At 73.5% G+C, this 25680-nt stretch carries 22 protein-coding genes; 9 read left to right on the plus strand and 13 right to left on the minus strand.

Annotated features, from left to right (window positions below; all coding sequences use genetic code 11):
• Window positions 1-40 precede the first annotated feature (40 nt).
• Genes KMS84_RS16075 through KMS84_RS16085 form a run of 3 tightly spaced genes read right to left on the minus strand, consistent with a single transcriptional unit; the run spans window position 41 to window position 4892 of the window.
• Window positions 41-1516: an MFS transporter gene (locus tag KMS84_RS16075; protein ID WP_438818943.1), complete on the minus strand. Its 1476-nt coding sequence runs from the start codon at window positions 1514-1516 to the stop codon at window positions 41-43.
• Window positions 1513-3522, minus strand: coding sequence for a PEP/pyruvate-binding domain-containing protein (locus KMS84_RS16080; RefSeq protein ID WP_256916891.1), 2010 nt, complete (start codon window positions 3520-3522; stop codon window positions 1513-1515). The genes KMS84_RS16075 and KMS84_RS16080 overlap by 4 nt, the downstream gene beginning before the upstream one ends.
• Complete coding sequence (locus tag KMS84_RS16085; protein WP_256916892.1) at window positions 3519-4892, minus strand: ATP-grasp domain-containing protein; 1374 nt, start codon at window positions 4890-4892, stop codon at window positions 3519-3521. The genes KMS84_RS16080 and KMS84_RS16085 overlap by 4 nt, the downstream gene beginning before the upstream one ends.
• A 343-nt stretch (window positions 4893-5235) precedes the next feature.
• On the opposite strand from KMS84_RS16085, the gene KMS84_RS16090 reads away from it, so the two are divergent.
• Complete coding sequence (locus KMS84_RS16090) at window positions 5236-6438, plus strand: PAS domain S-box protein (RefSeq protein WP_256916893.1); 1203 nt, start codon at window positions 5236-5238, stop codon at window positions 6436-6438.
• 143 nt (window positions 6439-6581) lie between these two features.
• Here the strand turns inward: KMS84_RS16090 and KMS84_RS16095 are convergent, their stop codons facing one another.
• The gene (locus KMS84_RS16095; RefSeq protein ID WP_256916894.1) at window positions 6582-7262 is read right to left on the minus strand and encodes a class I SAM-dependent methyltransferase; all 681 of its coding nucleotides are present in this window, start codon (window positions 7260-7262) and stop codon (window positions 6582-6584) included.
• A gap of 228 nt (window positions 7263-7490) precedes the next feature.
• Here KMS84_RS16095 and KMS84_RS16100 point away from each other — a divergent pair, with 228 nt between their 5' ends.
• Entirely contained in the window at window positions 7491-7733 is a 243-nt protein-coding gene (locus tag KMS84_RS16100; protein ID WP_256916895.1) for a DUF6411 family protein, read from the plus strand.
• Window positions 7734-8135: 402 nt separating this feature from the next.
• Here KMS84_RS16100 and KMS84_RS16105 read toward each other — a convergent pair whose 3' ends face one another.
• Complete coding sequence (locus KMS84_RS16105) at window positions 8136-8891, minus strand: IclR family transcriptional regulator domain-containing protein (RefSeq protein ID WP_256916896.1); 756 nt, start codon at window positions 8889-8891, stop codon at window positions 8136-8138.
• A 322-nt stretch (window positions 8892-9213) separates the two neighbouring features.
• Between KMS84_RS16105 and KMS84_RS16110 the strand changes: the two genes are divergently transcribed.
• Genes KMS84_RS16110 through KMS84_RS16125 form a run of 4 tightly spaced genes read left to right on the plus strand, consistent with a single transcriptional unit; the run spans window position 9214 to window position 12299 of the window.
• Window positions 9214-10311 carry a homoserine dehydrogenase gene (locus KMS84_RS16110; RefSeq protein ID WP_256916897.1) on the plus strand — a complete coding sequence of 366 codons (1098 nt, stop codon included), beginning with the start codon at window positions 9214-9216 and terminating at the stop codon, window positions 10309-10311.
• Window positions 10304-11791 (plus strand): aldehyde dehydrogenase family protein, encoded by a 1488-nt coding sequence (locus KMS84_RS16115; protein WP_256916898.1) that lies wholly within the window; start codon window positions 10304-10306, stop codon window positions 11789-11791. Before KMS84_RS16110 ends, KMS84_RS16115 begins: the two co-directional genes overlap by 8 nt.
• Entirely contained in the window at window positions 11788-11973 is a 186-nt protein-coding gene (locus tag KMS84_RS16120) for a hypothetical protein (protein WP_256916899.1), read from the plus strand. The genes KMS84_RS16115 and KMS84_RS16120 overlap by 4 nt, the downstream gene beginning before the upstream one ends.
• On the plus strand, window positions 11970-12299 hold the full coding sequence (locus KMS84_RS16125; protein ID WP_256916900.1) for a hypothetical protein: 330 nt from the start codon (window positions 11970-11972) through the stop codon (window positions 12297-12299). Before KMS84_RS16120 ends, KMS84_RS16125 begins: the two co-directional genes overlap by 4 nt.
• Here KMS84_RS16125 and KMS84_RS16130 read toward each other — a convergent pair.
• The 5 genes from KMS84_RS16130 to KMS84_RS16150 all read right to left on the minus strand — a co-directional run bounded on the left by KMS84_RS16130 (window position 12280) and on the right by KMS84_RS16150 (window position 16377).
• Window positions 12280-12720 (minus strand): Lrp/AsnC family transcriptional regulator, encoded by a 441-nt coding sequence (locus KMS84_RS16130; RefSeq protein WP_256916901.1) that lies wholly within the window; start codon window positions 12718-12720, stop codon window positions 12280-12282. The genes KMS84_RS16125 and KMS84_RS16130 overlap by 20 nt on opposite strands.
• 79 nt (window positions 12721-12799) lie before the next feature.
• Entirely contained in the window at window positions 12800-13591 is a 792-nt protein-coding gene (locus KMS84_RS16135; RefSeq protein ID WP_256916902.1) for a cyclase family protein, read from the minus strand.
• Complete coding sequence (locus tag KMS84_RS16140) at window positions 13588-14286, minus strand: HAD hydrolase-like protein (protein ID WP_256916903.1); 699 nt, start codon at window positions 14284-14286, stop codon at window positions 13588-13590. Before KMS84_RS16140 ends, KMS84_RS16135 begins: the two co-directional genes overlap by 4 nt.
• Entirely contained in the window at window positions 14283-15728 is a 1446-nt protein-coding gene (locus KMS84_RS16145; RefSeq protein WP_256916904.1) for an amino acid permease, read from the minus strand. Before KMS84_RS16145 ends, KMS84_RS16140 begins: the two co-directional genes overlap by 4 nt.
• A gap of 175 nt (window positions 15729-15903) precedes the next feature.
• The gene (locus KMS84_RS16150; RefSeq protein WP_256916905.1) at window positions 15904-16377 is read right to left on the minus strand and encodes a YqfO family protein; all 474 of its coding nucleotides are present in this window, start codon (window positions 16375-16377) and stop codon (window positions 15904-15906) included.
• 101 nt (window positions 16378-16478) lie between these two features.
• On the opposite strand from KMS84_RS16150, the gene KMS84_RS16155 reads away from it, so the two are divergent.
• Both KMS84_RS16155 and KMS84_RS16160 read left to right on the plus strand, forming a co-directional pair.
• Window positions 16479-17327: an IclR family transcriptional regulator gene (locus KMS84_RS16155; protein ID WP_256916906.1), complete on the plus strand. Its 849-nt coding sequence runs from the start codon at window positions 16479-16481 to the stop codon at window positions 17325-17327.
• A gap of 124 nt (window positions 17328-17451) precedes the next feature.
• Window positions 17452-18156, plus strand: a complete 705-nt coding sequence (locus KMS84_RS16160) for a hypothetical protein (RefSeq protein WP_256916907.1) — start codon at window positions 17452-17454, stop codon at window positions 18154-18156.
• Between the two features lie 85 nt (window positions 18157-18241).
• Here KMS84_RS16160 and KMS84_RS16165 read toward each other — a convergent pair whose 3' ends face one another.
• Window positions 18242-18607, minus strand: a complete 366-nt coding sequence (locus tag KMS84_RS16165) for a hypothetical protein (RefSeq protein ID WP_256916908.1) — start codon at window positions 18605-18607, stop codon at window positions 18242-18244.
• A 144-nt stretch (window positions 18608-18751) separates the two neighbouring features.
• Here KMS84_RS16165 and KMS84_RS16170 point away from each other — a divergent pair, with 144 nt between their 5' ends.
• Window positions 18752-19294: an MOSC domain-containing protein gene (locus tag KMS84_RS16170; protein ID WP_256916909.1), complete on the plus strand. Its 543-nt coding sequence runs from the start codon at window positions 18752-18754 to the stop codon at window positions 19292-19294.
• Between the two features lie 12 nt (window positions 19295-19306).
• Here the strand turns inward: KMS84_RS16170 and KMS84_RS16175 are convergent, their stop codons facing one another.
• Window positions 19307-19594 (minus strand): hypothetical protein, encoded by a 288-nt coding sequence (locus KMS84_RS16175; RefSeq protein WP_256916910.1) that lies wholly within the window; start codon window positions 19592-19594, stop codon window positions 19307-19309.
• A gap of 72 nt (window positions 19595-19666) precedes the next feature.
• On the minus strand, window positions 19667-25543 hold the full coding sequence (locus KMS84_RS40950; RefSeq protein ID WP_306425463.1) for a DNRLRE domain-containing protein: 5877 nt from the start codon (window positions 25541-25543) through the stop codon (window positions 19667-19669).
• Window positions 25544-25680 lie beyond the last annotated feature (137 nt).

Genomic DNA, 25680 nt, shown 5'->3' on the forward strand with positions numbered 1-25680 from the left:
CCTTGATCCAGGGCGCATCCGGGGCGCACGGCGACGGGCGTCAGCTCCTCCGTGGTCCGTGCGGGCCCCGGTCCGGTGCGTGGGCCTCCCCACGGCCGCCGGCCTTCGCTTCCCGCGTGTCCGCCGGGCCGGTCGGCGCGCCGCCGTCCGCCGCCGTCGACACGGTGGCGTCGGCTCCCGGGCGGTCACCCGTCCGCGGCGGCGCCGCCCGATCCCCGTCCCGGCCCCCGCGGGCGACCACCCCGCCGCGCAGCAGCAGTTGGAAGACGCCGAGCAGCACGGCCGTGGCCAGCGCGCTGTGCCACAGCAGGTCGTCCAGACGTCCGGCCGACAGGTACGCGCCCGCGGCGATCGCGGCCAGGGCGCACACCGCTCGGTCCACGATGCTCTCCACCGACAGCAGGGTGGCCCGCGGGGCGTGCGCGGGGATCGCGTCGTTGACGAGCTTGCGCTGGACCGGGAACGCGAACCCGGTGGCGGCCGCGAACAGACAGAGCAGCACGACGACGACCCACGGCCCGCCGAAGGTCATCGCCGCCAGGGCGCCCGCCAGCGCGAGACTGAGGACGGACACCCAGGCGACCGGCGGCAGCCTGCGGCTGAGCCACTGGGGCCGGGCGGAGGTCACCGCCTCCGCCACGGTCATCGCGGCCAGCACCCCGCCGTGCGAGGCCTCGCCGATCCCGTGGTCCAGCAGGATCGGCTGGAAGAGGTTCACCTGGCAGATGCGCGACAGCGTGAAGACCGCCACCCCCTGCACCATCACCAGGGCCAGCCAGGGCGAGGAGGCGACGCAGCGCAGCGCGGTCCCCGCGTCCCGCAGGAAGGCGCCGCCCCGGCGCCCGCCGTCGGTCCGGCCCGCGGCCGCTCCCGCTTTCGCTCCGGCTCCGGCTCCGGCTCCGGTTCCGGCGAGGCGGGGCAGGAGCACGGCGCAGACGAGGGAGCCCGCCGCGCTCGCGGCGCTGAGCACATAGGGAGCCGGGTGCGCGAGGGCCATCAGCGGCCCGACCAGCGGCCAGCACACCACCTTCGCGGCCAGCCCCAGGGCTCGAGCGGTGCCCTCGGCCCGCAGGTAGTGCTCGTCGCACCGCTCCGCCCGCAGCCCGTCGTACAGATAGGCGCTCGCCGCGCCCGAGGTGAGCGACCGGCCGGCGGCGATGGCCAGGAAGTGGAGGAGGAACCCCGTGTAGGAGGCGCTGAACACCGGGGCCAGGTTCGCGGCCGTCATCACCACCGCGCCGGCCCGCAGGCAGTTGCGGGTGCCGATCCGGTCGGCGATCAGCCCGGTCGGGATCTCCAGCAGGCAGAAGGCGACGTAGTAGATGCTCTGGATGCCGAAGATCTGCCCGTCCGAGAGGCCGGCCTCCTTCTGGTAGGCGTAGAACACCGGCATCCACCACAGCAGGTTGAACAGCAGCTGGAAGCCGTAGTTCAGCCGGATGATCCGGCGCGCGGTGCCGGTCGGGGCGGTGGCCGCTCCGGTGCGGGAGCGCGGCCCGCCCAGACGCGCCCTCACAGCGCGTAGGGGCGGATCTGGACCAGCCGGAAATCGCCCTGCTCGGTCATCAGCCACTCGATGTCGAGGGGCCGGTCCACGTCGGTTCCGCTGAAGTGGGACTGAAGGAGCCGCCCGGTCAGGGACAGGTCGGCGAGCCGGGCGCGGACGTCGGCGGACAGCCCCTGGCCCCATGATCCCAGGGCGACGGTGCGGCCGCCGCCCTCCACCGTGTTGTACAGGTACTGCTGCGGCAGCACCGTCCCGTCGACCACCTGCTCGGGCGAGCCGGGGGAGCAGTTGAGATAGACGTTGCGGAAGTCCTCCCGCCGGGTCGGGTTGCAGGTCACGAGGACACCGCCCAGGGAGGCGGGCACGTACTCCTGGATGATCACACCCATGTAGGTGTCGTCGAGGGAGATGCCGACCTGGTGGCGCAGCCGCACGCTGCGGGGCGAGACGAGGGAGGCCCACACCTGGCGTACGGCGTCGAGGAGTTCGCCCGTGCCGTGGACGGTGGTGACGGAGTCGTACACGCCCGCCGCGGAGAACCCGGGGAGGTCCTCGGCGTTGGAGGAGGAGCGCACCACCAACCGCCCGCGCGAGGCCGCCGCGGCGGGGAAGGCCTGGTCGATCTGCCGGGTGACCGACTCGGGGACGGGGGTCTGCCGGATCAGGTGCTGCACGTGCAGGCACAACGAGTCCAGGACCTCGGTGGCGTCGAGTTCGAGCGCCATCTTCAGCTTGCCGATGCCCTGCTGGAGGGCGGGGGAGGAGGCGAGGAACCGCTGCTGGAGCGCGAAGGGGAGGGCGACGCCCTCCGGGGCGCCGACGGCCTCGGCCACGAACTCGGCTGCCCTGAAACGCAGTTGCTCGGCGGTGAAGGCCTTGTCGAGACCGAGGCGGGCGGCGAGGTGGCCGTAGAGGTCCTCGCGCGGCGGGCGGGGCCGGCCGTAGTAGGAGGTCAGGTCCACCGTGCGGCTGTCCAGGACGTGGTGCAGCTCGCCGAGGTTGGCCGCCTTGGTTCCGTAGCGGTCGCGGTCGGCGCTGCGCAACCGGTGCAGCGAGAGCACGGGGGCGTCCTCGAGCAGCGGCGGTTCGAGGCGTATGCGCTGCTGGTGCCAGGCCGGCGCGCGCAGGTCGGGTTCGTGGTCGAGGCGTTCAAGGGCGATGTCGTCCTCGTCGACCCGGTAGCGCACCCACGCGTCGTCGAGGCCGTCCTCGTCGACCAGTCGCTCCAGGTCGCGGACGATCGCGTTGGGGATGCCCCAGCCGGAGGCGAGGACGTTGGTGTGCGAAAGCGGCGTGATCGGCGCGGTGTTGATGAATCCGGCGACGCGCGGCACGTCGTCGGGCAGACAGGGCATCGCCACGATGTCCGCCCAGCCGAGCCCGTGTTCGGCCGCCCGGTACTCCTGCGCCGTCCGGAAGAAGCGCAACCGCCCGGTCGCCTCGCCGGGGTTCAACGGGGTGCGCTCCCGGGAGCCGAACAGCTCGTGGCTCAGGATGCGGGGCACCCGCTGCTCGCTGATCGCCGACAGCTCCTCCTCCTGCCCGTGGTTGGCGGGCTTGAGCAGCAGCGGCAGACTGCTGTCGACCCTGGCCCGGACGAACTCGTAGAAGAAGAGCAGCAGTCCGCCGCCCATGGTGTCGGCCTCGGTCGTCTCCAGGACGAGGAACGGCCGCTCCCTGCCCTCCTCCTGCTCGGTGTGCAGCGACAGCACCCCGAGCAGGAAACGGCGTTCGGGATCGGAGTAGACGGAGGCGTTGAACGCGTCCAGCTGCGCGTCCAGCGCGGCGAGGTCCATCCCCAGCACCCGGGTGGCGACGTAGTCGACGTGGAAGGGGTGCGCGCCGGTGTCGAGCAGGTGCCAGGTGTCCTCGACGCGGTCGACGACGACCTTGAGGTAGGGGTGACCCGCAAGGACTCCCGACAGCGTCCGGAAGAGCGGCAGGGAGAGGTTCTCGCCCACGACGGTGCGGTCCGTGGCGGGTTCGGCTGGGCCGGTGGCCAGGCGGGTGCTCATGCGGAGACCTCCTCGGACTGCGCGACGGGCAGCACCCGGGGCAGCGCGTCCACCAGGGTCTCGAAGTCCCGCAGCACCGTGCGCGGGTCGGCGGCGGAGAGCAGGCACAGGGCCGCCATGGTGTTGGCGCCCGCGGCGGGGTCGTAGACCGGCACGACACCGCCGTCGGGCAGGGAGCTCTCCGCCACCACGGACAGCTCGCTGTCCGGGCTCAGCGGGACGTCCGACGCGACCACGGGGAAGTCCCAGACCCTGCGGTCCCGCCAGGCCTCGCCGTCGCCGTCCACCGCGAGGACCACGAGGGAGCCGGCCGCACCCCGGGCCTGCGCCGGTGTCAGGGCGCGCTCCGGCCAGGCGACCGGCCGCCCCAGCAGGTGGTCGACGAGCATGCCCACCAGGTCGAGCGCGAAGACCTCCTCGATCTGCGGCACCGTCATCGCGCCGCCGAAGCGGGCGGCGGTCTCGATGAGCCACATGCCGCCGTCGGGGCCGAGCTTGATCTCCGTGTGCGTCCCGCAGTCGCGCAGGCCCAGCGCGTCGACGGCGCGGCGCGCCAGGTCCACGACGCGGTCCTGCGCGTCCGGCGAGAGCAGGGCGGGGGTGATGCCGGCGCGCTCGGTGAACGGCTCGACGGTGGGCATCCGGCCGCTGAGGCAGACGGGGTGGAAGACGCCGTCCGCCACGACGCCCTCGACGCTGAGGTAGTCGCCCCAGCCGGGCTCGTCGAACCAGTCCGCCGCCGAGCCGCTGACGATCTCCTCGACCACGAAGTCGGCGTCCGCCTCGGCGACGTGCAGCTCCGCGTATCCCAACTCGGCGGACTCCGCCATGACCCGGCGCGAGCGGGCCCAGGCGGCGGACGCCTCGCCGGGAGAGGAGATGATCTGGTGGGCGGTGGATCCCGCGCTCCAGGCGGCCTTGAGCAGCAGCGGACAGGACAGGGAGTCCACCGCCGCCCGCAGGTCCTCCTCCGTGGCCACGGGGCGGAACGCGGGCTGCGGCAGGCCGCTCCGCTGCCAGGCGCCGCGCATCAGCCGCTTGTCGCGCGCGAGGGCGGCCGCCGCGCCCGGACCCCGCAGGGCGAGCTTGCGGCAGGCCTCGGCGACGGCGACGACCGCGTACTCGGAGAAGGTGATCACGGCGTCCGCGCCCACCTCGGCGGCGCGCGAGACGATCAGGGAGACCAGGTCGGCGCGGCCGGTGTCGTCCGGCGTCGTGACCGAGGCGCACAGTCGCGCGGCGGAGCCCGCCACGGCGGGCGGAAGAGCGCTGAGCGCCAGCAGGTGCACGTCCGCCCTCGCAGCCGTCCGGGACAGGACATGGCCGAGCGGCGGACCACCCTTGGCATGCACCAACAGCACCGTGCTCACAGAAATTCGTCTCCATTCACCTGGTCGGCGGGGGCCTTCGTCGGCACCGGTGGTGCGGTGGCGGGCCCGGGGATCGTGTGCGGGGGCGGCGTCCGGCGCGTCCGCCCGCACACTCCAGGGGACCAGGCTGTCGGCGTCCGCATCCGCGCACAGGGCGCTCGCGACTCAGGCAAATGCCTGAGTCGCGGCGCCGATACGCGGATTACGGCTCCGGATCCCGGGTCCGAGCGGTAGGGCGGCGGGGGCGGTCAACTCGGCCGGGAATGGGGCTTGTGCAGTGCAGGGCGGGATATCCACGTCATGTGACTGTGCGTCAGCCGGTCGTATACGGACGGAGACCGTTGTGGGCGACCCGAGCCTCAAGACACTGCTGCAGAACCTTCCCGCGTCCTGGAGGGAAGGCGACGAGCCGCGCCGGGCGGGGGAGCGGAACCCCGAGGGACGCACCCCGGCCGACGACCACGGCGACGTCCGAGTCGCCGCCGATCCGTCCGGCTCGCAGCGCGTCCCGCACCGCAGGCAGCGCGAACCAGGGCTCGCCGCGCCCCCCGGCCACGCCGCCTTCGCCGACCTCGTGGACCTCGCCCCGGCGGCCGCCTTCATCCGCGACCGCGACGGCCGCTACCTGTGGGCCAACCACGCCTACGCGCACCTCTACGGCACCGTGCCCCAGCAACTGGTCGGCCGATACATCGAGGACTTCGACGCCCCGGCCGAGGCCGACCGGTTCCGTGCCCTGGACCAGCAGATACTCACCAAGGGCACGCCCGTCCGCCACACCCTGCGCTACCTGCGCCAGGACGGCACCACGGGCCGCGCGGTCGGCCACCGCTTCCCGGTGCGCGAACAGTCCCGTACGTGCGTCGCCGGCATCTACGTGGACATCACCGACCACCTGCGGGCCACGGAACAGCGCCGGGAGGCCGAGGAGAACCTCAGCGCCCTGCGCGACCACAGCGGGCTGCCCTGCGCCCTGCTGTCGGCCAACGGGCGGGTGATCGAGGCGAGCGTCGCGGCCGCCGAACTCTTCCACCTCGGCCTGGCGGACCTCGTGGGCCGCCGCGCCCACACGCTGCTGGCCCGCGAACCGGGCCCCGACCTCGACCGGCTGCACCACCGCTGGAACAGCCTGATCGCCCGCCGCACCCGACGCGTCGAGACCACCGCCGTGCTCGTCGACGCCCACGGACTGCACCGCCGGGCGGAGGTGCACCTGACGACTATCGGCCATTCCGCCAGCCGGGCACGGCACGTCTGGGCCGTGATCACCCATCAGAGCCTCGCCCACGAGGCGCACCCGCCGCTGACGGCCGCGCAGATCCGCATCCTGTCGCTGCTGGCGCAGGGCAGCAGCAACGGCGACATAGCCGCCTCGCTGAATTTGTCGCGGCAGACGCTCGACTACCACCTCAGCCGCCTGCGGCACCTCCTGGACGCCGCGACCCGACCGGCCCTCGTGGCCCGCGCCTACGTCCTCGGCATCCTCGCCCCCCACACCTGGCCCCCGCGCTCGGCCACGGCGGCCCATCCCCTCAGCGCCGCGTGATCCGCGAGGGCGGGAGAACCCGCGCCGACGCCCGCCCCGTGGCCCGCTCTGCGACCCACCCCGCCAGGATGCGGCCGCCGTCGCGGCGGCCGGCGCGTGCGGCCGGTGGCCGGGCCCGTTCCCGGCCCGGCCCGGCCCGGCCCTCAGCGCAGCCGGCGTGCGCGCAGTACGAGATCGTCGGTGTGGTGAGCGCCCGCGCCGCCGTCGGGCGCCACGCGTGGACGCCGTCCGTCCACCTCCACCTCCCAGTCGTCGTCGAGCAGCTCGCGCACCATCGAGGGCCAGACGTAGTCCGCCGGGTCGAAGCCGCCGTCGTGGTGCTGCCGGGTCTCCATCCCGGCGTGGTGCACGAGCAGCAGCGTGCCGCCGTGCGCGACGGCGGCGAGAAGCGCTCGCTCCGCCGCGGCGTCGGGGGTGCGCAGCAAGGCCGGGTACTGCGCGGAGACCAGGTCGAAGGAGGCGGGCGGGAGTTCCGCGTCGGTGAGTGCCGCGTGCACCCAGCGCACGGCGAGGCCTGCGTCGCGCGCGTGCCCGGCCGCGCGCTCCAGCGCCACGCCCGAGACCTCGAGCCCGGTCACGTCCCAGCCGCCTCGCGCGAGCCAGACGGCGTCCGCGCCCTCCCCGCAGCCGACGTCGAGCACCCGCCCGGGTGCGAGCCCGGCGACCTCGGCCACGAGCGCCCCGTTGGGGCGGCCGCTCCACAACTGGGGCCGGTCCGCGTAGCGGTCGTCCCACTCGGTGCGCACCGCGGGGTCTCCGCGGTAGCCGTCGGCGGGCAGGGGGGTGTCGGATGCGGGCGGTTCCGCCGCGATGTAGTCGGTCACGAGCTCACGGTCTCGCCGTCGGGCCGCGCGCGGCCAGTCTTGTTGCCGATCCGGCAAAACGGCGGCCGGCGGGCGTCGTGCCGGGTGGGCGCCGACGGCAGCTCGGATCCGTCTGCCGCAGGTCTGCCTGGCGTGTCCCGCGCCGAAGCGGGCAGGCGGTCGGTAGCGAAAGCCGAGTCCGTGCCACGGCACGGACTCGCATCCGTTCGGACCTGCCCTGGAGCTCACATGATGATCGTCGGCGTGATCGCCTTCTGTGTTGTCCTCGCGATACTCGCTTTCGTCGTCCCGCGACTGAGCCGGCACCCGCAGAACGGCGCCCAGCGCACCCTGGGCTGGGGCTCCCGTGCCGGTTCGAAGGCCCCCGGTCCGCTGGGGCGCTGGTTGAGCAAGCCGTTCCAGTCCAGCTCGCGGGCCGTGGGCCGCAGTGGTTCCGCGGGCCGCCGGGCGCGTGGCCGCCTGCCCTTCTGACCGGCCGACGGCGGGGAGCCCCTGTGCGTCGGGGTTCCCCGCCGCGCCCGCATGCCGACGGCCCCGGCCGGCGTTTCCCCGCCGGCCGGGGCCGCTTCCGCGTGCCCGCGCCTCTGTCGCGTGGGGCCTCCCGGCCCGCCCCCCCTCCCACCTCGGATCGACGGCCGAGCAGGGGCGGTGTTCTGCCCCCAGGCGGGCGAGGGCGGCCGGCGCGTGCCGCTTTTCCCGGCGCCGACGGGCAGGTCGAGCCCGGCGAGGACGGAGCCGACGCCGTACCGCTTCGGCTGGTCGGCCGTGGCGTTCAGGTGCTGCGCGGCGCGGACACCCCCCAGCGCCGGACCCGCACCGTGGACGCGCGGGGACCGGGGCCGCACCGTGAGGCGTTCCGTGCCGCGAACGGCCCTACCGCGACAGCGCGGTGTCGTTGCCGCCCAGGGCGTCCGTCAGCGCGGTGGCGGCCGCGGAGAGGTCCGTGCGGATCGCCCGCTCGCGCGGCAGCAGGTCATGCTCCCTGCCGACGACCGACACGGCGGCCCTGATGCGCCCGTCGAGGTCGCGCACCGGGACCGCGTACTCGGCGACCCCGTGCTCGAACTCGCCGTGCGCGGCGACGACACCCCGTAGCCGGTCGTGGTCGTTGGCCGCGACGAGTTCCGCGGCGGTACGGGCCGCGTGGGGACCGCCGACGCCGATCAGCTCGTAGTCGTCGAGCAGCGCGGCGATCTCCTCGGCGGTGTGGTCGAGGAGGAGGGCGCGGCCGGCGCCGGTGCACCAGCACGGGGTGACGAGACTCGCCCGGCCCTGCCACTCCTGGACGAAGCCAGCGGCGGACTCGGCGCGCAGCAGGCGGACCTGGACGCCGTCGCGGACGGAGAGCCGCGCGCCGGCCCCGTGCGCCACGGCCATGCGGCGCAGCAGCGGACGGCTGCGCCGCACCAGGCCCGGATGCAGCGACGCGGCCGTCGCGAAGAAGGCGTCACCGGCGCGCAGCGTCGAGTCGTCGAGACGTTCGAGGAAGCCCTTGTCGCACAGGTCCTGCGTGGTGCGTGAGGCCTTGCTGCGCTCGATGCCGACCTCGCTCGCCAGCCTGCTGACGTTGAAGCCGTTGCGGCCCGACGCCTCGCGGTCCAGGACGGTGTTGACCACGCGCAGAGCCATACGGAGCGAGGAGGCAGCTCCAGGGCCCCTGTGCGTCGGGGCGGGGCCGTTCGTCGTCACGACCGCACTATATGCGAGCCGCCGATCGGCTGGCCCGGGACGACGGGGACGCACAGTGAAGGCTCTTGAGCGGGGGAGGGGGCATGCGCGGCCCGGCCCGGTCCGGAGCATCGGCGCGGGACGACAGGACGAACGGCACTCGCGGGCGCGCATCGGCAGTCCGCCCGGTCGTATCGGCATGGCCGTACTGACGTGGCGGGGCGTGAGGCTGTGGGGGTCGCGCCGCCGAGGGGTGGCGCCGTCACGGAAGGAGGAGGTCCGGATGACCCGATACGACCTCGCGCTCATCGGATTCGGCGGTGTGAACCGCGCGCTCGCCGAGCTGATCGTCGAACGCGCCGACACGATGGAGGCCGAACTGGGCTTCGGGCTGCGGGTGGTGGCCATCACCGACCTGCGGGCCGGATCGCTCGTGCGCACGGACGGCCCGGGGATCGACCTGGCTCCGCTGCTCGCCGTCGGGCCCGGTGAGCTCGACTTCTCGATGCTGGCGGGCGGCAGCCCGGACCCGCGCAACGAATGGGTCATCCGCGAGGTGCCCGCCGACATCGTGGCCGAGGCCACCTTCACCGACCCCGTGGACGGCGAGCCCGCGCTGTCCCACGTGCGGTGGGCGGTCGAGGCCGGCAAGCACGTCTGCACCACCAACAAGGGGCCGGTCGCCCTGCACGGCGGCGCCCTGAAGGAACTGGCGCGACGGCACGGCGTCCACGTCGAGTTCGAGGGGACCGTGATGTCGGGGACCCCGGTCCTGCGCACCGCGCGCCGCATGTTCGGCGGGCTGGCCGTGCAGGGTTTCGAGGGTGTCCTGAACGGCACCTCCAACTACGTCCTCGGCCGTGTGGAGTCCGGCCTGTCCTTCGCGGACGCCGTCGCCGAGGCCCAGGCCCTGGGGTACGCGGAGGCCGACCCGACGGCCGACATCGAGGGCTACGACGTCCAGCTCAAGGTCATGATCCTCGCGGGTGAGGTGCTCGGAGCCGAACTCTCCCGCGCGGACGTGCCCTGCACCGGGCTGTCCGACCTCACCGCCGCCGACGTCCGCCGCGCCGCGGCCGAGGGCCTGCGCTGGAAGCTGGTCGGCTCCGCCTCCCGGCGGCCGGACGGCGCCGTGGAGGCCCGCGTCGCGCCGGTAGCCCTGCCCACCGAGCACGCGCTCGCCGGGGTCTCCGGACCCGTCAACGCCGTCGCCTTCCACACCGACCTGCTCGGCACCGTCACGGTCGCCGGGCCCGGCGCGGGACGCGTCGAGACGGCCTACGCCCTGCTCTCGGACGTCATCGGCATCCACGAGGGCATCCACGAGCACACCGCGGCGCCCGCGTCCGCCGACACCCTTCTGGAGGCCGGCCGTGCCTGACACCACCCTGGACATCGCCCCCCTGACGCTCACCGCCGCCGGTGCCGCGTCCGGCGGCGGGACGGCCCCCGGCCCGACCGGGCACGGCCCGGTCGGCGACGGCATGGCCGTCGTGCGCAACCCCTACGACGGCGAGGCCATCGGCTCGGTGTGCCTCACCCCGGCCGCCTCGGTGGACGACGTCATGCGCCGGGCCCGGGAGGGGCGCACCAAGGCGCGCGGCCTCTCCCGCGCGGCTCGTGCGGCCGTGCTCGACGGCGCGGCCCGGCTGGTCGAGGAGCGTGCCGAGTCCTTCGCCCGGCTGATCGTCGCCGAGGCGGGCAAGACGCTGGTCCAGGCGCGCAAGGAGACCGCCCGTGCGGTCAACACCCTGCGCCTGTCGGCCGCCGAGGCGCGCCGCAACGCGGGCGAGGTGGTGCCGTTCGACGCCTACGCGGGATCGGAGGGGCGGCTGGGCTGGTTCACCCGCGAGCCTTTGGGCGTCATCGCGGCGGTCACGCCGTACAACGACCCGCTCAACCTGGTCGCCCACAAGCTCGGGCCCGCGATCGCCGGCGGCAACGCCGTCGTGCTCAAACCCTCCCTGCTCACCCCGCTGTCCGCGCTGCGGCTGGTCGACACGCTGGTGGAGGCCGGGCTGCCTGAGGAGGTGGTGACGGTGGTCAACGGCGGCGCCGACCTGGGGGCCGCCGTGGTGTCGGCGCCCGAGGTCCGCATGGTGTCGTTCACCGGAGGGTTCCGCGCGGGCGAGGCCGTCGCCCGCTCCGCGGGACTGAGGAAGCTCGCCATGGACCTGGGCGGCAACGCCCCGGTCATCGTGCTGGCCGACGCGGATGTGGCGGCGGCGGTCGAGGCCTGCGTGTCCGGCGCGTTCTGGGCGGCCGGGCAGAACTGCATCGGCACCCAGCGGATCCTCGTCGCACGCGCGGTGTACCCGGCGTTCCGGGACGCCTTCGTCGCACGGACCCTGAGGCTGCGCACCGGCGACCCGATGGACGCACGCACCGACGTCGGCCCCATGATCAGCGAAAGGGCGGCGGCCGCCGCCGAGCACACGGTCACGGCGGCGATCGAGCGGGGCGCGCGGCTGCTGTGCGGCCACGAGCGGGAGGCCGGCCTGTACGCCCCCACCGTGCTGGAGGACGTGCCGGGCACCTCGGACCTGTGGCGTGAGGAGGTGTTCGCGCCGGTCGTGGCGCTCCAGGCCGTGGACTCCTTCGAGGAGGCCGTGCAGCGGGCCAACGAGATCGACTTCAGCCTGCACGCGGGCGTCTTCACCGGCTCGCTGGAGCGGGCCATGGACGCGGCACGGCTGCTGGAGGCGGGCGGCGTCATGATCAACGACTCCTCCGACTACCGCTTCGACGCCATGCCCTTCGGCGGCTTCAAGTACGGCAGCATGGGCCGCGAGGGCGTGCGCTTCGCCTACGAGGAGATGACCCAGCCGAAGGTCGTCTGCCTCAACCGGGAGCCGGCGTGAGCGACTTCGAGGCCGCGTCCGACGCCGGCTCCCCGGCGTCGCACGGCTCCCCGACGCGGGTCGAGTCCGACGCGCTGGGCGACGTACGGGTGCCCGCACACGTCCACCGGGGCGCGCACACCGCCCGCGCCCTGGACGACTTCCGCGTCAGCGGTGCGCGTTGCAGGACGCGGTGCCGATGACGCCGGGCCGCGAGTCCGGCGCGTTCGGCGTGACGCCCGCGGAGGAGGTCGGCAGGATCCGCGACACGCTGCCGCTGCCGGCCGAGGCCAACCTCGGCGCGACGGCCGTCGGCACCGTCATCACCGCCGACCGTGAGCGACTCGCGCGCGGGGCCGCCGGCGCGGTCGGCGCGGTGACGGCGCTCGCCGCGCGCATCGGCCACGAGGCCGCGACGGAGGTGGCCCGGGACGCCTCGCGCACCGGCGCCGACGTGGTGGACGTCGTCGTGGCGCGTGGACCGCTGGACCCCGAGAGCGCGCCGCGCCTCATCGCCGCGGCCGGCTGACCACCCGGGACAGCGTCAGCGCCGTCACCGTGTCCCGTACACCGGGCATTTGGGCCATCTGCTCCCAGATGCCCCGTACGCGTTCCAGGGAGTCGGCCTCGACGCTGACCAGCAGGTCGAACTGGCCGCTGAGGACGTCGCAGGAGACCACCTCGGGGATGCGCTTGAGCGCGGCGAGGACGTCGGCCCCGCGCATCCGGTCCTCCCGGTAGACCAGGACGTGCGCGGCCACCGTCTCGCGGTCCCGGCCGCTCGGCGGGCGCACGATCGTGTAACCGCCGATGTGCCCCTGCCGCTCCAGCCGCTCGACGCGCTGGCGCACGGCGTTGCGCGACAGCCGTACGCGCCGGCCCAGTTCGGCGTGGGAGATCCGGGCGTTGCGGGTGAGTTCGGTGATGATCCGCTCGTCGATGGCGTCCATGGCGCTTCCTGTCCTCTGACTGGCGAAGGCTCCGGTGGCCGGGGGCCACCGGAGCCGCTGTGCCGCTTCGCGACGTCGTTCAGTTCTCCTGGTGCAGGGCGAAGACACGGGCCGGGAAGCCCGAACCGCCCTGGGGCTTGGGCCAGGTGGCCACGATCAGCGCGCCCGCCTCCGGCACTTCGTCCAGGTGGGCCATGAGCTCGATCTGCCAGCGGTCGCGTCGCAGGACGTAGTCCTCCAGACCGAAGTCGCCCGCGGAGGTGGCCAGTCCGGGGTCGGTGTCGGTCTGCTCGTGCCCGATCGCGGTGACGCCGGCCTCCTCGAAGAGGTACCGCAGGACCTCGGCGGACCAGCCCGGGCAGTGGCTCACGCCCGCCTCGTCCTTGTTGGCCATGGCGGCCGGGTCCGGCCAGCGGCGGCCCCAGCCCGTGCGCAGCGCGACGAACGCGCCCCGGGGGATCCGGCCGTGGCGCGCCTCCCAGGCCGCGACGTCCGCCAGGGTCGGCACGGCGTCGGGGTCCGCGGCCACGCGCTCGGTGATGTCGAGGACGACGAGCGGCAGGATCATCTCGTCGACGGGTATCTCGTCCAGGGTCCGGCCGCCCGCCACGAAGTGGACGGGCGGGTCGACGTGGGTGCCCCACTGTCCGACGATCGTGTAGAGGTGCACGGTGAAGCCGTCGCCGCGGGACATGTCGAAGGGCGTTTCGCGCTTCTCGTCGGGGAAGGCGGGGAAGTGCGGCTGGCCGGGGTGGAAGGCGTGCGTCAGGTCGGTGCGGACCGTTCCGGCGGTGAGCGCGCGGTGCAGGGCCCACAGCGGGGGTTCGGTGGTGGTCGCGGGTGTGGCCGTGACGGCCGTGTCCGGTGTCATGCGTGTTCGTCCTCCATCTCGGCGCCGTGTCCGGCGTTGTCCAACAGGTCGATCCAGTCGAGGAGTTCGGCGGGCCGGGCGACGGAGGCGACCGCGTGGGCCGACTCGGCGGGGCCGCCGTACCCCCACCGCACATGGACGGCCGGAATCCCCTCGGCCGCCGCGCTCTCCACGTCGTAGGCGCGGTCGCCGACCATGAGCGGCCGGCGGACGTCGGCGCCGCCCGCCCGCAGGCGGGCCACGCACTCCCGGATCACCTCCCGCTTGGTCGTGCGGCCCGCCTCCTCGCGCACACCGCACACGGTCGGCAGCCGGGAGCCGAGGCCGAAGCGGCGGGTCATCAGTTCCGCCTGGTCCTGCACCTTCGAGGTCGCCACGCCCATCGGCAGACCGCGCGCGGCCAGGGCGTCGAGCAGTTCCGGGACGCCGTCGTACAGCGCGGCGGCCGTCGCGCCGTCGCGGGCGTACGCGGCGCGGTAGGCCGTCAGCGCGGCGCGTGCGGCGACCTCGTCGAGCCCGACCACGTGGCGGAAGGTGTCGTGCATCGGCGGGCCGACGAAGGAGCGCAGGGTGGCCGCGTCGGGGACCGGGACCCCGACGGAGCGCAGGGCCTCGGCGGCGCTGGCGGTCACGCCGGGAGCGGAGTCCACCAGGGTGCCGTCCAGGTCGAGCAGCACACAGGTCGGCGCCCTCACGCGGCCGCCCCCGCGCCGCGGCGGCGGCCGTGCCGCAGCCAGTGGTACAGGTAGCAGCCGGCGACGAACGGGACGCCGAAGTACAGGGCCGTCGCCTGGGCGGGATCGAGCGCGATGCCGACGAGTGAGGCGAGGCACAGGACGAAGGCGAGCACCGGCACGAGCGGGTAGAGAGGCGTCCGGTAGGGCAGGGCCCTCGGGATTCCGCCCGCGCGGACGAAGGCCCGCCGGTGGAAGAACTGCGAGGCGGCGATGGACATCCAGACCCCGACCGCGGCGAATCCGGCGATCGACACCAGCACCAGGTACACCGTCTCGGGCGCCGCGACGCTGCTCACCAGGGAGGCGAGACCGCCGAGCATGCTCAGGGCCAGCGCGGTCAGGGGGATGCCGCGGCGGCTGAGCCGGCGCAGCGCCTGCGGCGCCTGCTTCTCCTCCGCGAGCGAGAAGAGCATGCGGGCGCAGGAGTACAGGCCGCTGTTGCCGGCCGACAGCAGCGCCGTGATGATCACGAAGTTCATGGCGTCGGCCGCGTAGGGGAAGCCGACGGAGGAGAAGACGGTGACGAACGGACTCTCGTCCAGGCCCACCTGGTCGTAGGGGATGGTCGCGGCGATCACCGTGATCGCGCCGACGAAGAAGACCAGCAGGCGGATGACGGTGACGCGCAGGGCCTTGGGCACGGCCTCCGCGGGATTCTCCGTCTCGCCCGCGGCGACGCCGATCAGTTCGGAGCCGGAGAAGGCGTAGAACGCGGCCAGCACGGTGACCAGGACGCCCGAGAAGCCGTTCGGGAAGAGGCCGTCGGGCGTGTGGAAGTTCTGCAACAGCAGGGGGTGCGAGCCGCCCTCGGCGAGCGGGTGGAAGCCGGCCAGCGCCGCGCCGCCGAACACGATGAGGGCGACGACGGCGGTCACCTTGACCAGCGAGAACCAGTACTCGGTCTCGCCGAAGACGCGGGCCGAGAAGGCGTTCGCCCCGAAGACGACGGCGGCGAAGACCACGCACCAGACCCAGACGCCGACGCCGGGGAACCAGCGCTGCATCAGCAGCCCGCACGCGGTGAACTCGGAGCCGAGGGCGACCGCCCAGGTCAGCCAGTAGAGCCAGGCGGTGGCGAATCCGGTGGCCGGGCCGATCGACCGGCTCGCGTAGACGTGGAAGGCGCCCGAGACGGGGTAGGCGACGGCGAGTTCGCCGAGGCAGGCCATCACCAGCCAGACGACGAACGCGCCGACCAGGTAGGCCAGGACGGCGCCGAGCGGACCGGCCTGGGAGACGGTGTAGCCGGAGCTGAGGAAGAGCCCGGAACCGATGACGCCACCCATGGCGATCATGACGAGGTGGCGGGAGCGCATGGTGCGGCGCAGGCCGTCGCCCGGCGGCCGGGGAGCGGTGTCTGCGGCGGCCGGAGCGTTGTCCGGTGCTGCTGAGACGGACATGGCGGTCTCCTCTGCGGAGCGGAGCGGGGAGAGCGGGACGGGCGTGGGGGGCGATCGGCAGGGCATGGCGGCGGGGTCGGGCCACTTTCGGGGGTGACGGCGCGCGTCGGGGTGGTCGCGGACCGGGGGAGCGGCCGCCCGGTGCGGGCGACGGGCTCACGGGTGGGGCGGCGGGTCAGGCCCGGGAGACGAGGTCCAGCGGGGCGGAGAGTTCGATCACCGGTACCTCCCAGGGGTGGGCGTCGGCGATGCGGGCGAGGATTCGCGCGAGGGCGTCGTCGTCCGCGTCGGCGTCGACGTGGGTGGTCACGGCGAGCGTCGCGGACAGGGACCGTGCGCCGGTCGAGCCCAGGGCGGGACGGGCGCCGGGCCGGACGGTGAATCCCTCGACGCCGAGGGAGACCTCGAAGACGTCGTCGTAGACGCCGAAGTCCCCGAGCCCGGGGGAGGTCTCCACGACGCGCAGGAACGAGGCGAAGGACTCGTCGGACCGCAGCGCGTCGAGGTCGCCCATCGCGCAGGCGGTCAGGGTCGCGGGCGCGACCGGCCAGTACACCTTGATCGTCCGGACCGTCCGGCGCCGGACGGACGCCCGGGCGCCCTCGCGGTCCTGGGCGGTCGGTTCCGGCGTGATCGTCGTCGTGGCCATGCGCGTCTCATTCCTTCGGCATCCGGCGGCGGGTGATGCAAGGATGCTAGGCGTGCATTAAATGCACGGCAAGATGCAGATGGCGCACACTTCGAGGGGTCGTGGACGCGGAGGTACAGTTGCGCACCGACAGTGACGAGGACGGCGCCGCGGCGAACGCGCGCGCCGGCACGGCGGAGGAACACGTGGACTCAAGCGTCGCGAAGGGCCTCGACGCTCTGTCTGAGCTCGCTCGCGGTCCCGCCGACGGCCGGCCCGCCGGCGCCGTCGCATCCGTCTCGGAGCTGGCCCGCAGGCTGGGCCGCGACCGCAGCCAGCTGTCCCGCGTGCTCACCGCCATGGCCGCCGAGGAGTTCGTCGCCCGCGACGAGGGATCCGGCGGTTTCGCGCCGCACTGGCGGCTCTACACGGCGGCGCGCGACCTCACGGCCCACCGCCTGCGCACCGACGGCCTCACGGCCCTGGAGGGCATGGCGGCCGAGACCGGCGAGAGCTGCTACCTGGGCGTCCTGGCCGGGGACGCCACGGTGACCATCGCCGAGCGGGTGCCCGCCGGCAGCCGCCAGCTCGGTTCGTGGATCGGCCGCCCCTACCCGGCCTATTGCAGCGACTGCGGCCAGGCCCTGCTGAGCGACGCCGACGACGACGAGGTGGCGGCGGTCTTCGCCCGCACCGAGTTCGTCCGCCACGGGCCCAACACCCCCACCGGCCTGGAGGACTTCCTGCGCCGTCTGGAGCAGACCCGTCGCCGCGGCTACTCGATCGTCGACGAGGAGGCCGAGCCCGGGCTGTACTCCGTCGCCGTGCCGGTCCGCGACTTCACCGACGAGGTCGTGGCCGCCGTGCAGGTCGTCGGCCCGCGCCACCGCCTCGAACCGAGGACGCGGGAATGCGCGACGGCCGCCCTGCGCTGGGCCGGCCGCCTCGAGGCCGCGCTGCGCGGGAGGTGAGCGGCCGCCCGCCCGAGCGGGGGCGCGGCGCGGTGGAGGCGGGGCCGATCATTTCCGGGAATCCGCGAACACGTGGCGTGGGACTGCTCTAACTTGGCGTTACGCAACGGGAAGGAGCGGGCTCGTGACGGAGAGTGGCTCCGAGGGGGAGCGGGAGCCGTCGGCACGCTGGAACGCCATGGTCGCGGGCACCGTCGAGGGGGCGCAGAAGGAAGCGGAGACGCTCCGCGCGGCCGCACGCGACGAAGCCGCCCGCATCCGTGCCCAGGCCGAAGCCGAGGCCGGCCGGTTGGCCGCCGAGGCCCAGCACGATGCCGACAAACTCGTGCAACAGGCCAGGGCGAGAGCGGCGCGGCTGCTCGCCGGCACCGACGCGAAAGTCCCTCCCGCAGCCGCAGCCGCAGGCGCGGCCCCTCACCGGCCCCGCCTCCTGCGCGCCGCCGCCCCCACCGCCGCCGCGGTGCTGACCGTCTCCGTCGGCGTGCTGGGCGTGGTGCTCCTCAACGAGCGACCGCCCGGGCCCTGCCGTTCCGCCCAGGACGAGACCTCGCGCCCCGTCTCGTCGGCGAGCCCGGTCGGCATGCAGCCGATCGGAGCGGTGGCGCGACAGCGGTCGGGGTCAGGACGTCTGCCCCAGAGCTGGATCACCGGAGGGGCGCTTCCCTCACACCTCTTCAGCTTTCCGCCGCCCTCGGAGTCCGCCACCACGCAGGAGACCCCCTCCTCGGCCGACCCCGCCGCCGCGCCCGGGTCCCCGTCCGCCACGCCCGCCTCTCCCACGGCCGGGCCTTCCGCCCGGGAATCCACCTCGGCCACGGGATGCCGGTAGGCGCCGAGGGTCCGCTGCCCCCGGCCGTCGGAACGCCGAGCCCCCTCGCGGAGGTTCGGCAGCGGCCTCGTCGCCGGTGTCCGACTCAGGCGAGATCGGTCAGGTCCTCCGCGAAGACCTGTGACAGAGGCTGCGGTCCCACGTACTGCTGGCAGTTGCACTGACCCGCCTCGTAGTGCAGCGGCTTCTTGTTCTCGTCCCAGGCGGTCGGCACCTCCACCCGCTCGTGGCACCGGCCCTGCTTGTCGTGCTTGGCCAGATGGTGCGTGCACCCGCACACCGGCTCCGGCGGCTTGTGCGCCGCCTCGACGGCCAGACGCTCCTGCCGCGCCGCCTCCAGCAACTGCACCTTGCGCTCGTGCCGATGGCGCAGCGCGGTACGGACGTTGTCGGCCACCCACGCGAAGCCGCCCGTCCAGAACACGATGAGAACCCACCAGAACCAGTCCACCGACTGTCCCCTTCCCCCTGTTTGCCGCAGGCCAGCATAGAGGGCCCGTCGCGGACCCGAGCCGGTCCTTGTGGGCTGCTGCCGCGCACAGCTGGTGAGAGTTAGGGTCGTGCCCGGCATGGTCGGAGAAACGGGGGTCTCAGCATGAGCGGAACAGTGACGGCGGTCAGCAGCAACGGCGTGTACTCGTTCACCAAACCGAACCGGGACAGCGTCAGGCTGCTCGCCGAACTCGGCGTCGAGGGCGACGTGCACGCCGGAGTGACGGTCAAGCACCGCTCGCGCGTCGCGCAGGACCCCACCCAGCCCAACCTGCGGCAGGTGCACCTCATCCACGAGGAGCTGTTCGCCGAGGTCGCCGACGCGGGGTTCCCGGTGGCGGCCGGTGAGCTCGGCGAGAACATCACCACCCGTGGCATCGATCTGCTCGGCCTGCCCGTCGGCGCCCTGCTCCGCATCGGCGACGAGGCGGTCCTGGAGGTGACCGGCCTGCGCAACCCCTGCCTTCAGATCGACGCCTTCCGGAACGGGCTTCTCAAGCAGGTCGTCGGGCGGGACGAGGCGGGGAACGTGGTGCGCAGGGCCGGCATCATGAGCATCGTGCGGGAAGGCGGCACCGTGCGCCCCGGCGACACGATCGAGGCGGAGCTTCCCGACGGGCCGCATCGGCCCCTGGAACGGGTCTGACGCCGGGTGCGCTCAGGCGACCCAGCCGATCAGCAGTCCTGACAACAGCGCGGCGGGACCCGCCGTCCACGGGGTGACCGCGCGCCTCGTCCTCCACTCGTCGATCACGAGCGTCGCGAACACGGCGACGAAGAGCCGGAGGAATCCGTCGGTCAGGTTCCCGTCCAGCCCGCTGAGCACTTGGCTCGTCGCGAACCCCGTCGCGGTCCAAAACAGCAGAGGGTTCGCCACGTGCTTCTCGGTCGCCAGGACCAGGACCGCGACGACGAACACGACCTGCACGGTTTCGATGATCAGCACGACTGCCTCTCGCGTAGGGCGGGCGGCGGCCGGGTGTCTTCCCGGCCGCCGCCCGCTCGATGTCCGGCCGGCCTACCTACAGCCGTGCGACTTGCCCCAGTAGGTGTAGGGAACGAATCCCGGATACAGCCACCACCACTGCAGTTCGAGGCAGTGACCGACCTTCTGGGCCCACTTGGCCTTCTTCTCGATGAAGTAGGCGTCGATCGAGAGGAAGTTGAGAGCCGTGGCCTTGGCGATCTTCAGCAGCGACGCGATGGTGCCCGCCTTGCCGCTCAGTCCGGCCCAGCTCTCGGCCTGCGCCGTCTCGTGCTTGTTGAACCGGATCCGCAGACCGTAGTAGTGCCACGAGAACAACAGGCGCCCGGTCAGGTCGAGATCGTTCACCGGGTCGCTCGGGTAGGTGTAGGCGTCGGAGTTGCCTCCGTACACCGGGTCGGTGGTCAGGAACCGGCCGGTGGCCGGGGAGTAGAGGCGGACGCCCATCAGCACGACCTTGCCGAGCGGGTCGGACGGCCGCTGGTAGCCGCCGAGCCAGCCGTAGGCGCCGCCGAGGGCCGGGTCCTGTGCGTTGCCGTACTCGTCGAAGTGCTGAACGGCGGTGGCGGCGGCTGCGTCCAGCGGCCGGCGGACCGTGACGTCGCCGTGGATGTCGGTGAACTGAAGGACGACGTCGCCGCCCGCCGAGGTCGTGGCTCCCAGCGTGTCCTCGAGGCCTCTGACGTCACGGACGACGCCCTGGCCGGACACGCTCCAGGTGGGGCTGTCGCACCCGCAGCCGTAGTGGTTGGTGACCGTCGCGGTGTCGGTCCACGCGCCGTTCGCGTCCTTGGCCTGGGTGGTCTGGACGGCCGGGCGGTAGGCGGCGTCGAGGCTCCACGTGGTGCGGGTGGAGCCGACGGTCTCCGAGGCGACGAGGTCGCCGGTGTAGTACGACAGGCCGGTGTCGCCGGCGGCGACGGTGCGGCCGAAGGCGTCGTACGCGTAGCCGGGGTTCACCAGGCGGTCGGCCGAGTCGTAGGCGTAGGACGTGGTGGTCGTCGTGGCGTCGGCGGTGCCGCTGTCGCAGTCGTCCGAAGTGGTCCGCAGCGAGCTGCGGTTGCTGTCGGCGTCGAAGCCGTAGGCACGGGTGGTGCATCCGGTGTCGGTGGTGTCGGAGGCCTGGGTGAGGCGTCCGGAACCGTCGTACGCGTAGGCCGTGTCGATGCTCGGCCCGTCGGTCTCGGTGTGGCCGAGCTGCTGCCCGCTCGCCGAGTACTGGGCCGTGTCGGAGGCGACGACGGCGCCGTCGGGCGCGGTGTACTCGCGGCTCGTCGGGTCGCCCACGGTGTCGGTGCCGACGGCCAGGACGTAGCCGCCGGGCAGGCCCTCGGAGGTGAGGGCGCCGTCCGCGTCGTACGTGCCGGTGAAGGCGCCGGCGACCGAGTCCGTCAGGCTCTTCACGTTCCCCGCCGTGTCGTACGCGTACGTCACGGTGGAAGGCGCCGAGTCGGTGGTCCTGACGGTCCGGTCGAGGACGTCGTAGCCGCGGGTGGCGGTGTTGCCGGCGCCGTCGTCGTACGACAGGACCCGGCCGAGGCCGTCGTAGGTGTAGGAGACGGTGTGGCCGCCCGAGGTCTGGGTCGCCGTCCGACCGTTGTTCTGGTCGTAGGTGACGGTGGTGGCGGGGGTGTCCTTGCCGATGCCGCCGGTGACCTCGCTCCTGGTGTTGCGGCCCGCGCCGTCCGTGCCGATGGTCGTGGTGCGGGTCACGCCGTTCGCGGTCTCGGCCTTGGTGGCCGTCTGGCCCCAGCGGTTGTAGGTGTAGACGGTGGTGACCGCCTCGGCGGGATTGCCGCCGCCGTTCGTGATCGCGGCCGCGGGCGCCGTCCTGCACAGCAGTCCGGCCCATTCGGGACGGGCGCCGCAGCCGCCCGAGCCGTCCGCGGTGTAGTAGGTGTACCCGAGGGCGCCCGCGTCGGAGCCGGACGAGCCGGCGGTGCGCGTCGAGGCCACCCGGCCGGCGCTGTCGTACGACGTCACCGTGTCGGTGGGGGCGCCGCCCTGCGTGGCTTTCTGCTGACCCGTCGACCAGTCGTAGGTGGCGGTGACGGTGGTGGTGTCGCCGTCCGAGGGGTATCCGGCGACCGCGGCTCCGGTCACCGTGGTGGTGACCAGGTCCGAGACGGCCGCGTCGGCGGGCCGGTTCTCGTCGTAGGCGTACGACGTGTGCGAACGCGCCGGGACCGCGCTGCCGGCGGCCAGAGTGCCGCCGGCGCCCTTGAGTTCGCCGCTGAGGGTGATCTGGTGCAGCGGGCCGTACTCGTCGAGGAGCCGCTTGCCGTCGGCGGAGTACTCCGACACGGTGGCGAGCTGCCTGGCCCGGTCCGCGGTGGACAGGTCGCTCAGACCGAGGGCGGCGAGCTTGTCGGCGGCGGCGTCGGCCGTGCCGAGGGCGAGTTCCCGGTTGGCGGCCGTCAGGGCGGTGATCTCGTGGCCGTACGCGTCGTGGTCGGTGGCGCTGACGGCGCCGCCGGGCGTCGCGGCGTCGGTCTGCTCGCCGTCGGCGTCGATGTAGGTGATGGTCGCGCGGGTGTAGTCGCCGGCGGTCAGGTCGCTTCCGGAGTTGGAGGCGGGGACGCTGTCGGCCGGGAACACGGCGGTGGCGTCGGTCGGCGCCTCGGTCTGGCCCCAGCCGGCGACCGTGGCGGCGTCCATCTGGTGCGGGGCGCGGGCGCCGGACAGCGGTACGTCGTACAGCACGGTCGTCTTCGCCGTGCCCGACGTGCTGCTCGCGCTGCCCTCCGCCAGCGCCGGCCGCGACGCGCTCAGCAGCATGCCCGCGCCCGCCGTCAGAGCCGAGCCGGCCTTGCCGTAGGCGAGGGTCCAGGGCAGTTCGCCGGGCTTGGTGCACGTGGCCACCCGGCCGTCGGAGTCGTAGGTGTACTGCGTCTTCAGCGCGGGGCTGATGCGCGGGTCCCACACCTGGCGCAGCCGTCCGGAGGCGTCGTAGGCGTAGGAGGCGACGGTCTCGGCGGTGGCGGTGGAGGCGCCCGGGTCGGTGGCCCACAGCCTGATCGCCTTGACCTGGCCCTTGTGGTCGCCGGGCACGGAGTCGGTGCCCGTCGTGGAGTCCGCGTAGACGAATTCCAGGACCCGGCAGCCCTTGGTCGCCGGGGCGCTCTGGCAGGTCGCGGCCGGGACCGCGGTCGTCGGAGCGATCACGTACTCGGGGCGGGCCAGCTTGCCCGTGTCGTCGGTCTCGGAGACGGTGGTGACCGTGGAGTCGGACACGGAGGTGGCCGACGAGGACAGGGTCCAGGTCGGGACCGTGGCGGCCGCCTTGGCGAACACCGTGGTGTTGGCGTCTGTGTCGGTCAGCGTGAACGTCGTGCCGGACAGACTGCCCGTCAGCGTCACGCCCTCGGCGCCGGTCTCCGGCTGCCAGCCGCCCTTGGAGGTCGCCGTGAAGGCGATCGTGCCGCCGTCCGCCTCGAGCAGTTCCACCGAGGTGGCCGAGGTCCCGCGGATCTGTGTGTAGTCGCTGTCGGCCGCGTCGACGGCCGAGGTCCAGCCGGGGCCGAAGATGCGGGCCTGACCCTCGCTGTCCTTGTCGTTGGCGCGCGAGGAGTAGGAGCGCTCCACGTCCGCCGAGAAGGCGGAGGCGTCCGTCGCGGACAGGGTGTAGTCACCGGTGAGTTCGTTCACCGTGCCGGGGCCGACGGTGGCGGTCGGGGCGGTGCCGGCGTCGCGGTCGAGCGTGACCCCCACGGTCTGCGAGTGGCCGGTGCTGCTGCCGTCCGTGAACACGGCGCGCAGCTGGATCACACCGTCCTCGGACAGGGAGTCGACGGCGTTCCACACCAGCTTGGCGGCGGCCCCGCCGGTGACGGCGACCGGCCAGGCGGACACGGCGCTGCCGGACGCGGTGACGTCGCCCACGGGCACGGTGTGCCAGCCGTCGGTCTCGCCGCGCCGGTACTCCCAGGTCACCCCGGTGTAGCCGGTCAGGCCCCGGGCCGCCAGGGTCAGTCGGCGGGCGGTGGTGTCGCCTTCCTGCGGCGAGACGACCGCCGCGCCCTCCGCGCCCACGCCGAAGGAGTACGTGGCGGTGGCGGCGGAGAGGTTGCCGGCCGCGTCGACGGTACGGGCGTACAAGGTGTGCCAGCCGTTCGCCGGGTCGATCGCGACGCTCTGCGCGTCACCTCCGGAGCCGTCGGTGGTGTCCGGCTTGCTGTTGGGCGCCGAGGCGTCGTCCAGGCCCCAGAAGTAGCCGGCGCCGTCCGACGACGAGGTGTCGAGCGTGCACGTCACCGGTCCGGCGGCCTTCGCGGTCCAGCCGTTGGCGTCGTAGGCGTCACAGGTGACGGTCGGCGCGGCGGGCGCGTCCGTGTTCGGTGTGAACGCGGTGTAGCCGGACCAGGACCCGTAGTCGGTGCCGTCGTTGGCCCGTACCCGGTAGCGCAGGTGCTTGCCCGCGGGAAGGGCGGAGGCGGGCGGGATCGTCAGCCGGGCCGTCGAACCGGACGCGACGGAGGTGGTGGTGCCGGTGTAGGAGGCGGTGGTGTCCGCGTACGCCGGGTCCGGGCTCACCTCGAACTGGGCCTTGGTACTGGACCCGTCCGGGTCGGTCACCCTGGCCGACAGGGTCGGGGTGGCCGAGGTGACGTACCGGGTCCCGTTGTAGGCGTTGACCTGGGACGGCGAGATCACCGGCGAACTCGGCACCGACGGGTACGAGTTGTACGTCACCACCAGCTTCGGGGCGTACCCGGCCGTGGTGTAGTTCGCCGAACGGAAGCGGCGCCAGGTGGTGGAGTCCTTCTCGTCCGCACCGCGCAGCTGGATGCCGTAGTTGGCGATGCCGCCGGCCCAGTCCTGGACCATGCTCGTCAGCGTCCAGTTCGACCAGTTCGGCGAGCACGTGGGGCCGCCCCAGTGACCCGTGTTGGAGGACTGGCTGCCGGTCGTGGTGCCCGGCTGCGCGCCCCAGGTGACCGAGGGCGAGTCCCAGGACGTGATGACCCGCTTGGCGAGCGTGGCCGGACCGGTGGTGTCACAGGTGGCCGAGTAGTAGTTGTACAGCGACATCGTGGCGCCGGTGACGTGCTTGCCCTTGAACTTCGAGGTGTCGAACCTCAGGTAGGAGCGGGCGGTGTCCGCGCCGGCGTCGTACGTGCCCGACTTCAGCTCCTGCGAGGAGATCTGCGAGTCGGGGTAGTCGGGGTTCTGCACCCAGGTGTCCGTGGTCACCGCCAGCGTGGTGGTCGGATCCACCGTCACCGGGTAGGTCGCCCCGGCGAGGAAGGCCTCGTCCGGAGTCAGCACCAGGGTCTGCGAACCGTCCGCGGCGGTCTCGATCCTCGTCGCGACCCGTGCGCGGTGTGCGGACTCACCGGACGCCTTGTCCTTGCTGGAGTCCCACATCATCGGCGCCGGCGCCTCGGCGACCAGCTTGCCGGCACTGTCCTCGAGCAGCAGGTGGCCGGAGCGGGCCTGGGAGAGCCTGAGCCCGTGCAGGTTTAGCGGGATGCGGTACGACACCGCGTCGCCGTCGGGCCGCCGGGCGAGCCTGATGTTCTCCGAGAAGCCCTGCGCGAGCGCGGTGACCGAGAGGGTCTGTCCGCCGCCCAGGCCGTAGGAGGCGGTGTTGTCCTTGACCTTCGGGTTGGGCAGCCTGCTCTCCCAGCCCAGGCCGAAGGCCGTCTTCCCCCGGGTCACCGAGGCGAGTTCGTCGTCCCCGCCGTCGGACACCGCGATGTCCGCCGCAGCGGCGCCCGGTGTGAGGGCGGAGCCGGTGTCGGACAGCGAGGTGTCGATGTCCTTCCACGTCCCGTCCTGCTTCACGCGGACCGGTCCGGCGTACGCCACTGTCTGCAGTTCCCCGCTCGGCAGCGCGTAGGTCGTCGAATCCGCCGTCCGCTCCGAGAGGGCCTCGATCCTGCGGTGCCGCGTCCGTGCCATCAGCATCGCCGACGCCACCGAGTCCGCCGACGAGGCGGCCGTCTCGGCTCCCGATGGCGTGGTCGCGCGCGTCGCCGCGTTCCCCGCCTTCGCCGTCGTACCGGGAGCGGCGGCGAAGGCGGGGAACGCGGCGACGCGCGCGA

The sequence above is a fragment of the Streptomyces hilarionis genome (assembly GCF_024539675.1).
GTDB classification, from domain to species: Bacteria; Actinomycetota; Actinomycetes; order Streptomycetales; family Streptomycetaceae; genus Streptomyces; species Streptomyces hilarionis.

Coding starts and splice junctions, on each gene's coding strand:
- KMS84_RS16105 (WP_256916896.1), bottom strand. CDS start 8,891: ATGGCTCTGCGCGTGGTCAACACCGTCCTGGACCGCGAGGCGTCGGGC.
- KMS84_RS16110 (WP_256916897.1), top strand. CDS start 9,214: ATGACCCGATACGACCTCGCGCTCATCGGATTCGGCGGTGTGAACCGC.
- KMS84_RS16080 (WP_256916891.1), bottom strand. CDS start 3,522: ATGAGCACCCGCCTGGCCACCGGCCCAGCCGAACCCGCCACGGACCGC.
- KMS84_RS40950 (WP_306425463.1), bottom strand. CDS start 25,543: ATGCTGATGGCACGGACGCGGCACCGCAGGATCGAGGCCCTCTCGGAG.
- KMS84_RS16130 (WP_256916901.1), bottom strand. CDS start 12,720: ATGGACGCCATCGACGAGCGGATCATCACCGAACTCACCCGCAACGCC.
- KMS84_RS16150 (WP_256916905.1), bottom strand. CDS start 16,377: ATGGCCACGACGACGATCACGCCGGAACCGACCGCCCAGGACCGCGAG.
- KMS84_RS16170 (WP_256916909.1), top strand. CDS start 18,752: ATGAGCGGAACAGTGACGGCGGTCAGCAGCAACGGCGTGTACTCGTTC.
- KMS84_RS16100 (WP_256916895.1), top strand. CDS start 7,491: ATGATGATCGTCGGCGTGATCGCCTTCTGTGTTGTCCTCGCGATACTC.
- KMS84_RS16145 (WP_256916904.1), bottom strand. CDS start 15,728: ATGTCCGTCTCAGCAGCACCGGACAACGCTCCGGCCGCCGCAGACACC.
- KMS84_RS16135 (WP_256916902.1), bottom strand. CDS start 13,591: ATGACACCGGACACGGCCGTCACGGCCACACCCGCGACCACCACCGAA.
- KMS84_RS16125 (WP_256916900.1), top strand. CDS start 11,970: ATGACGCCGGGCCGCGAGTCCGGCGCGTTCGGCGTGACGCCCGCGGAG.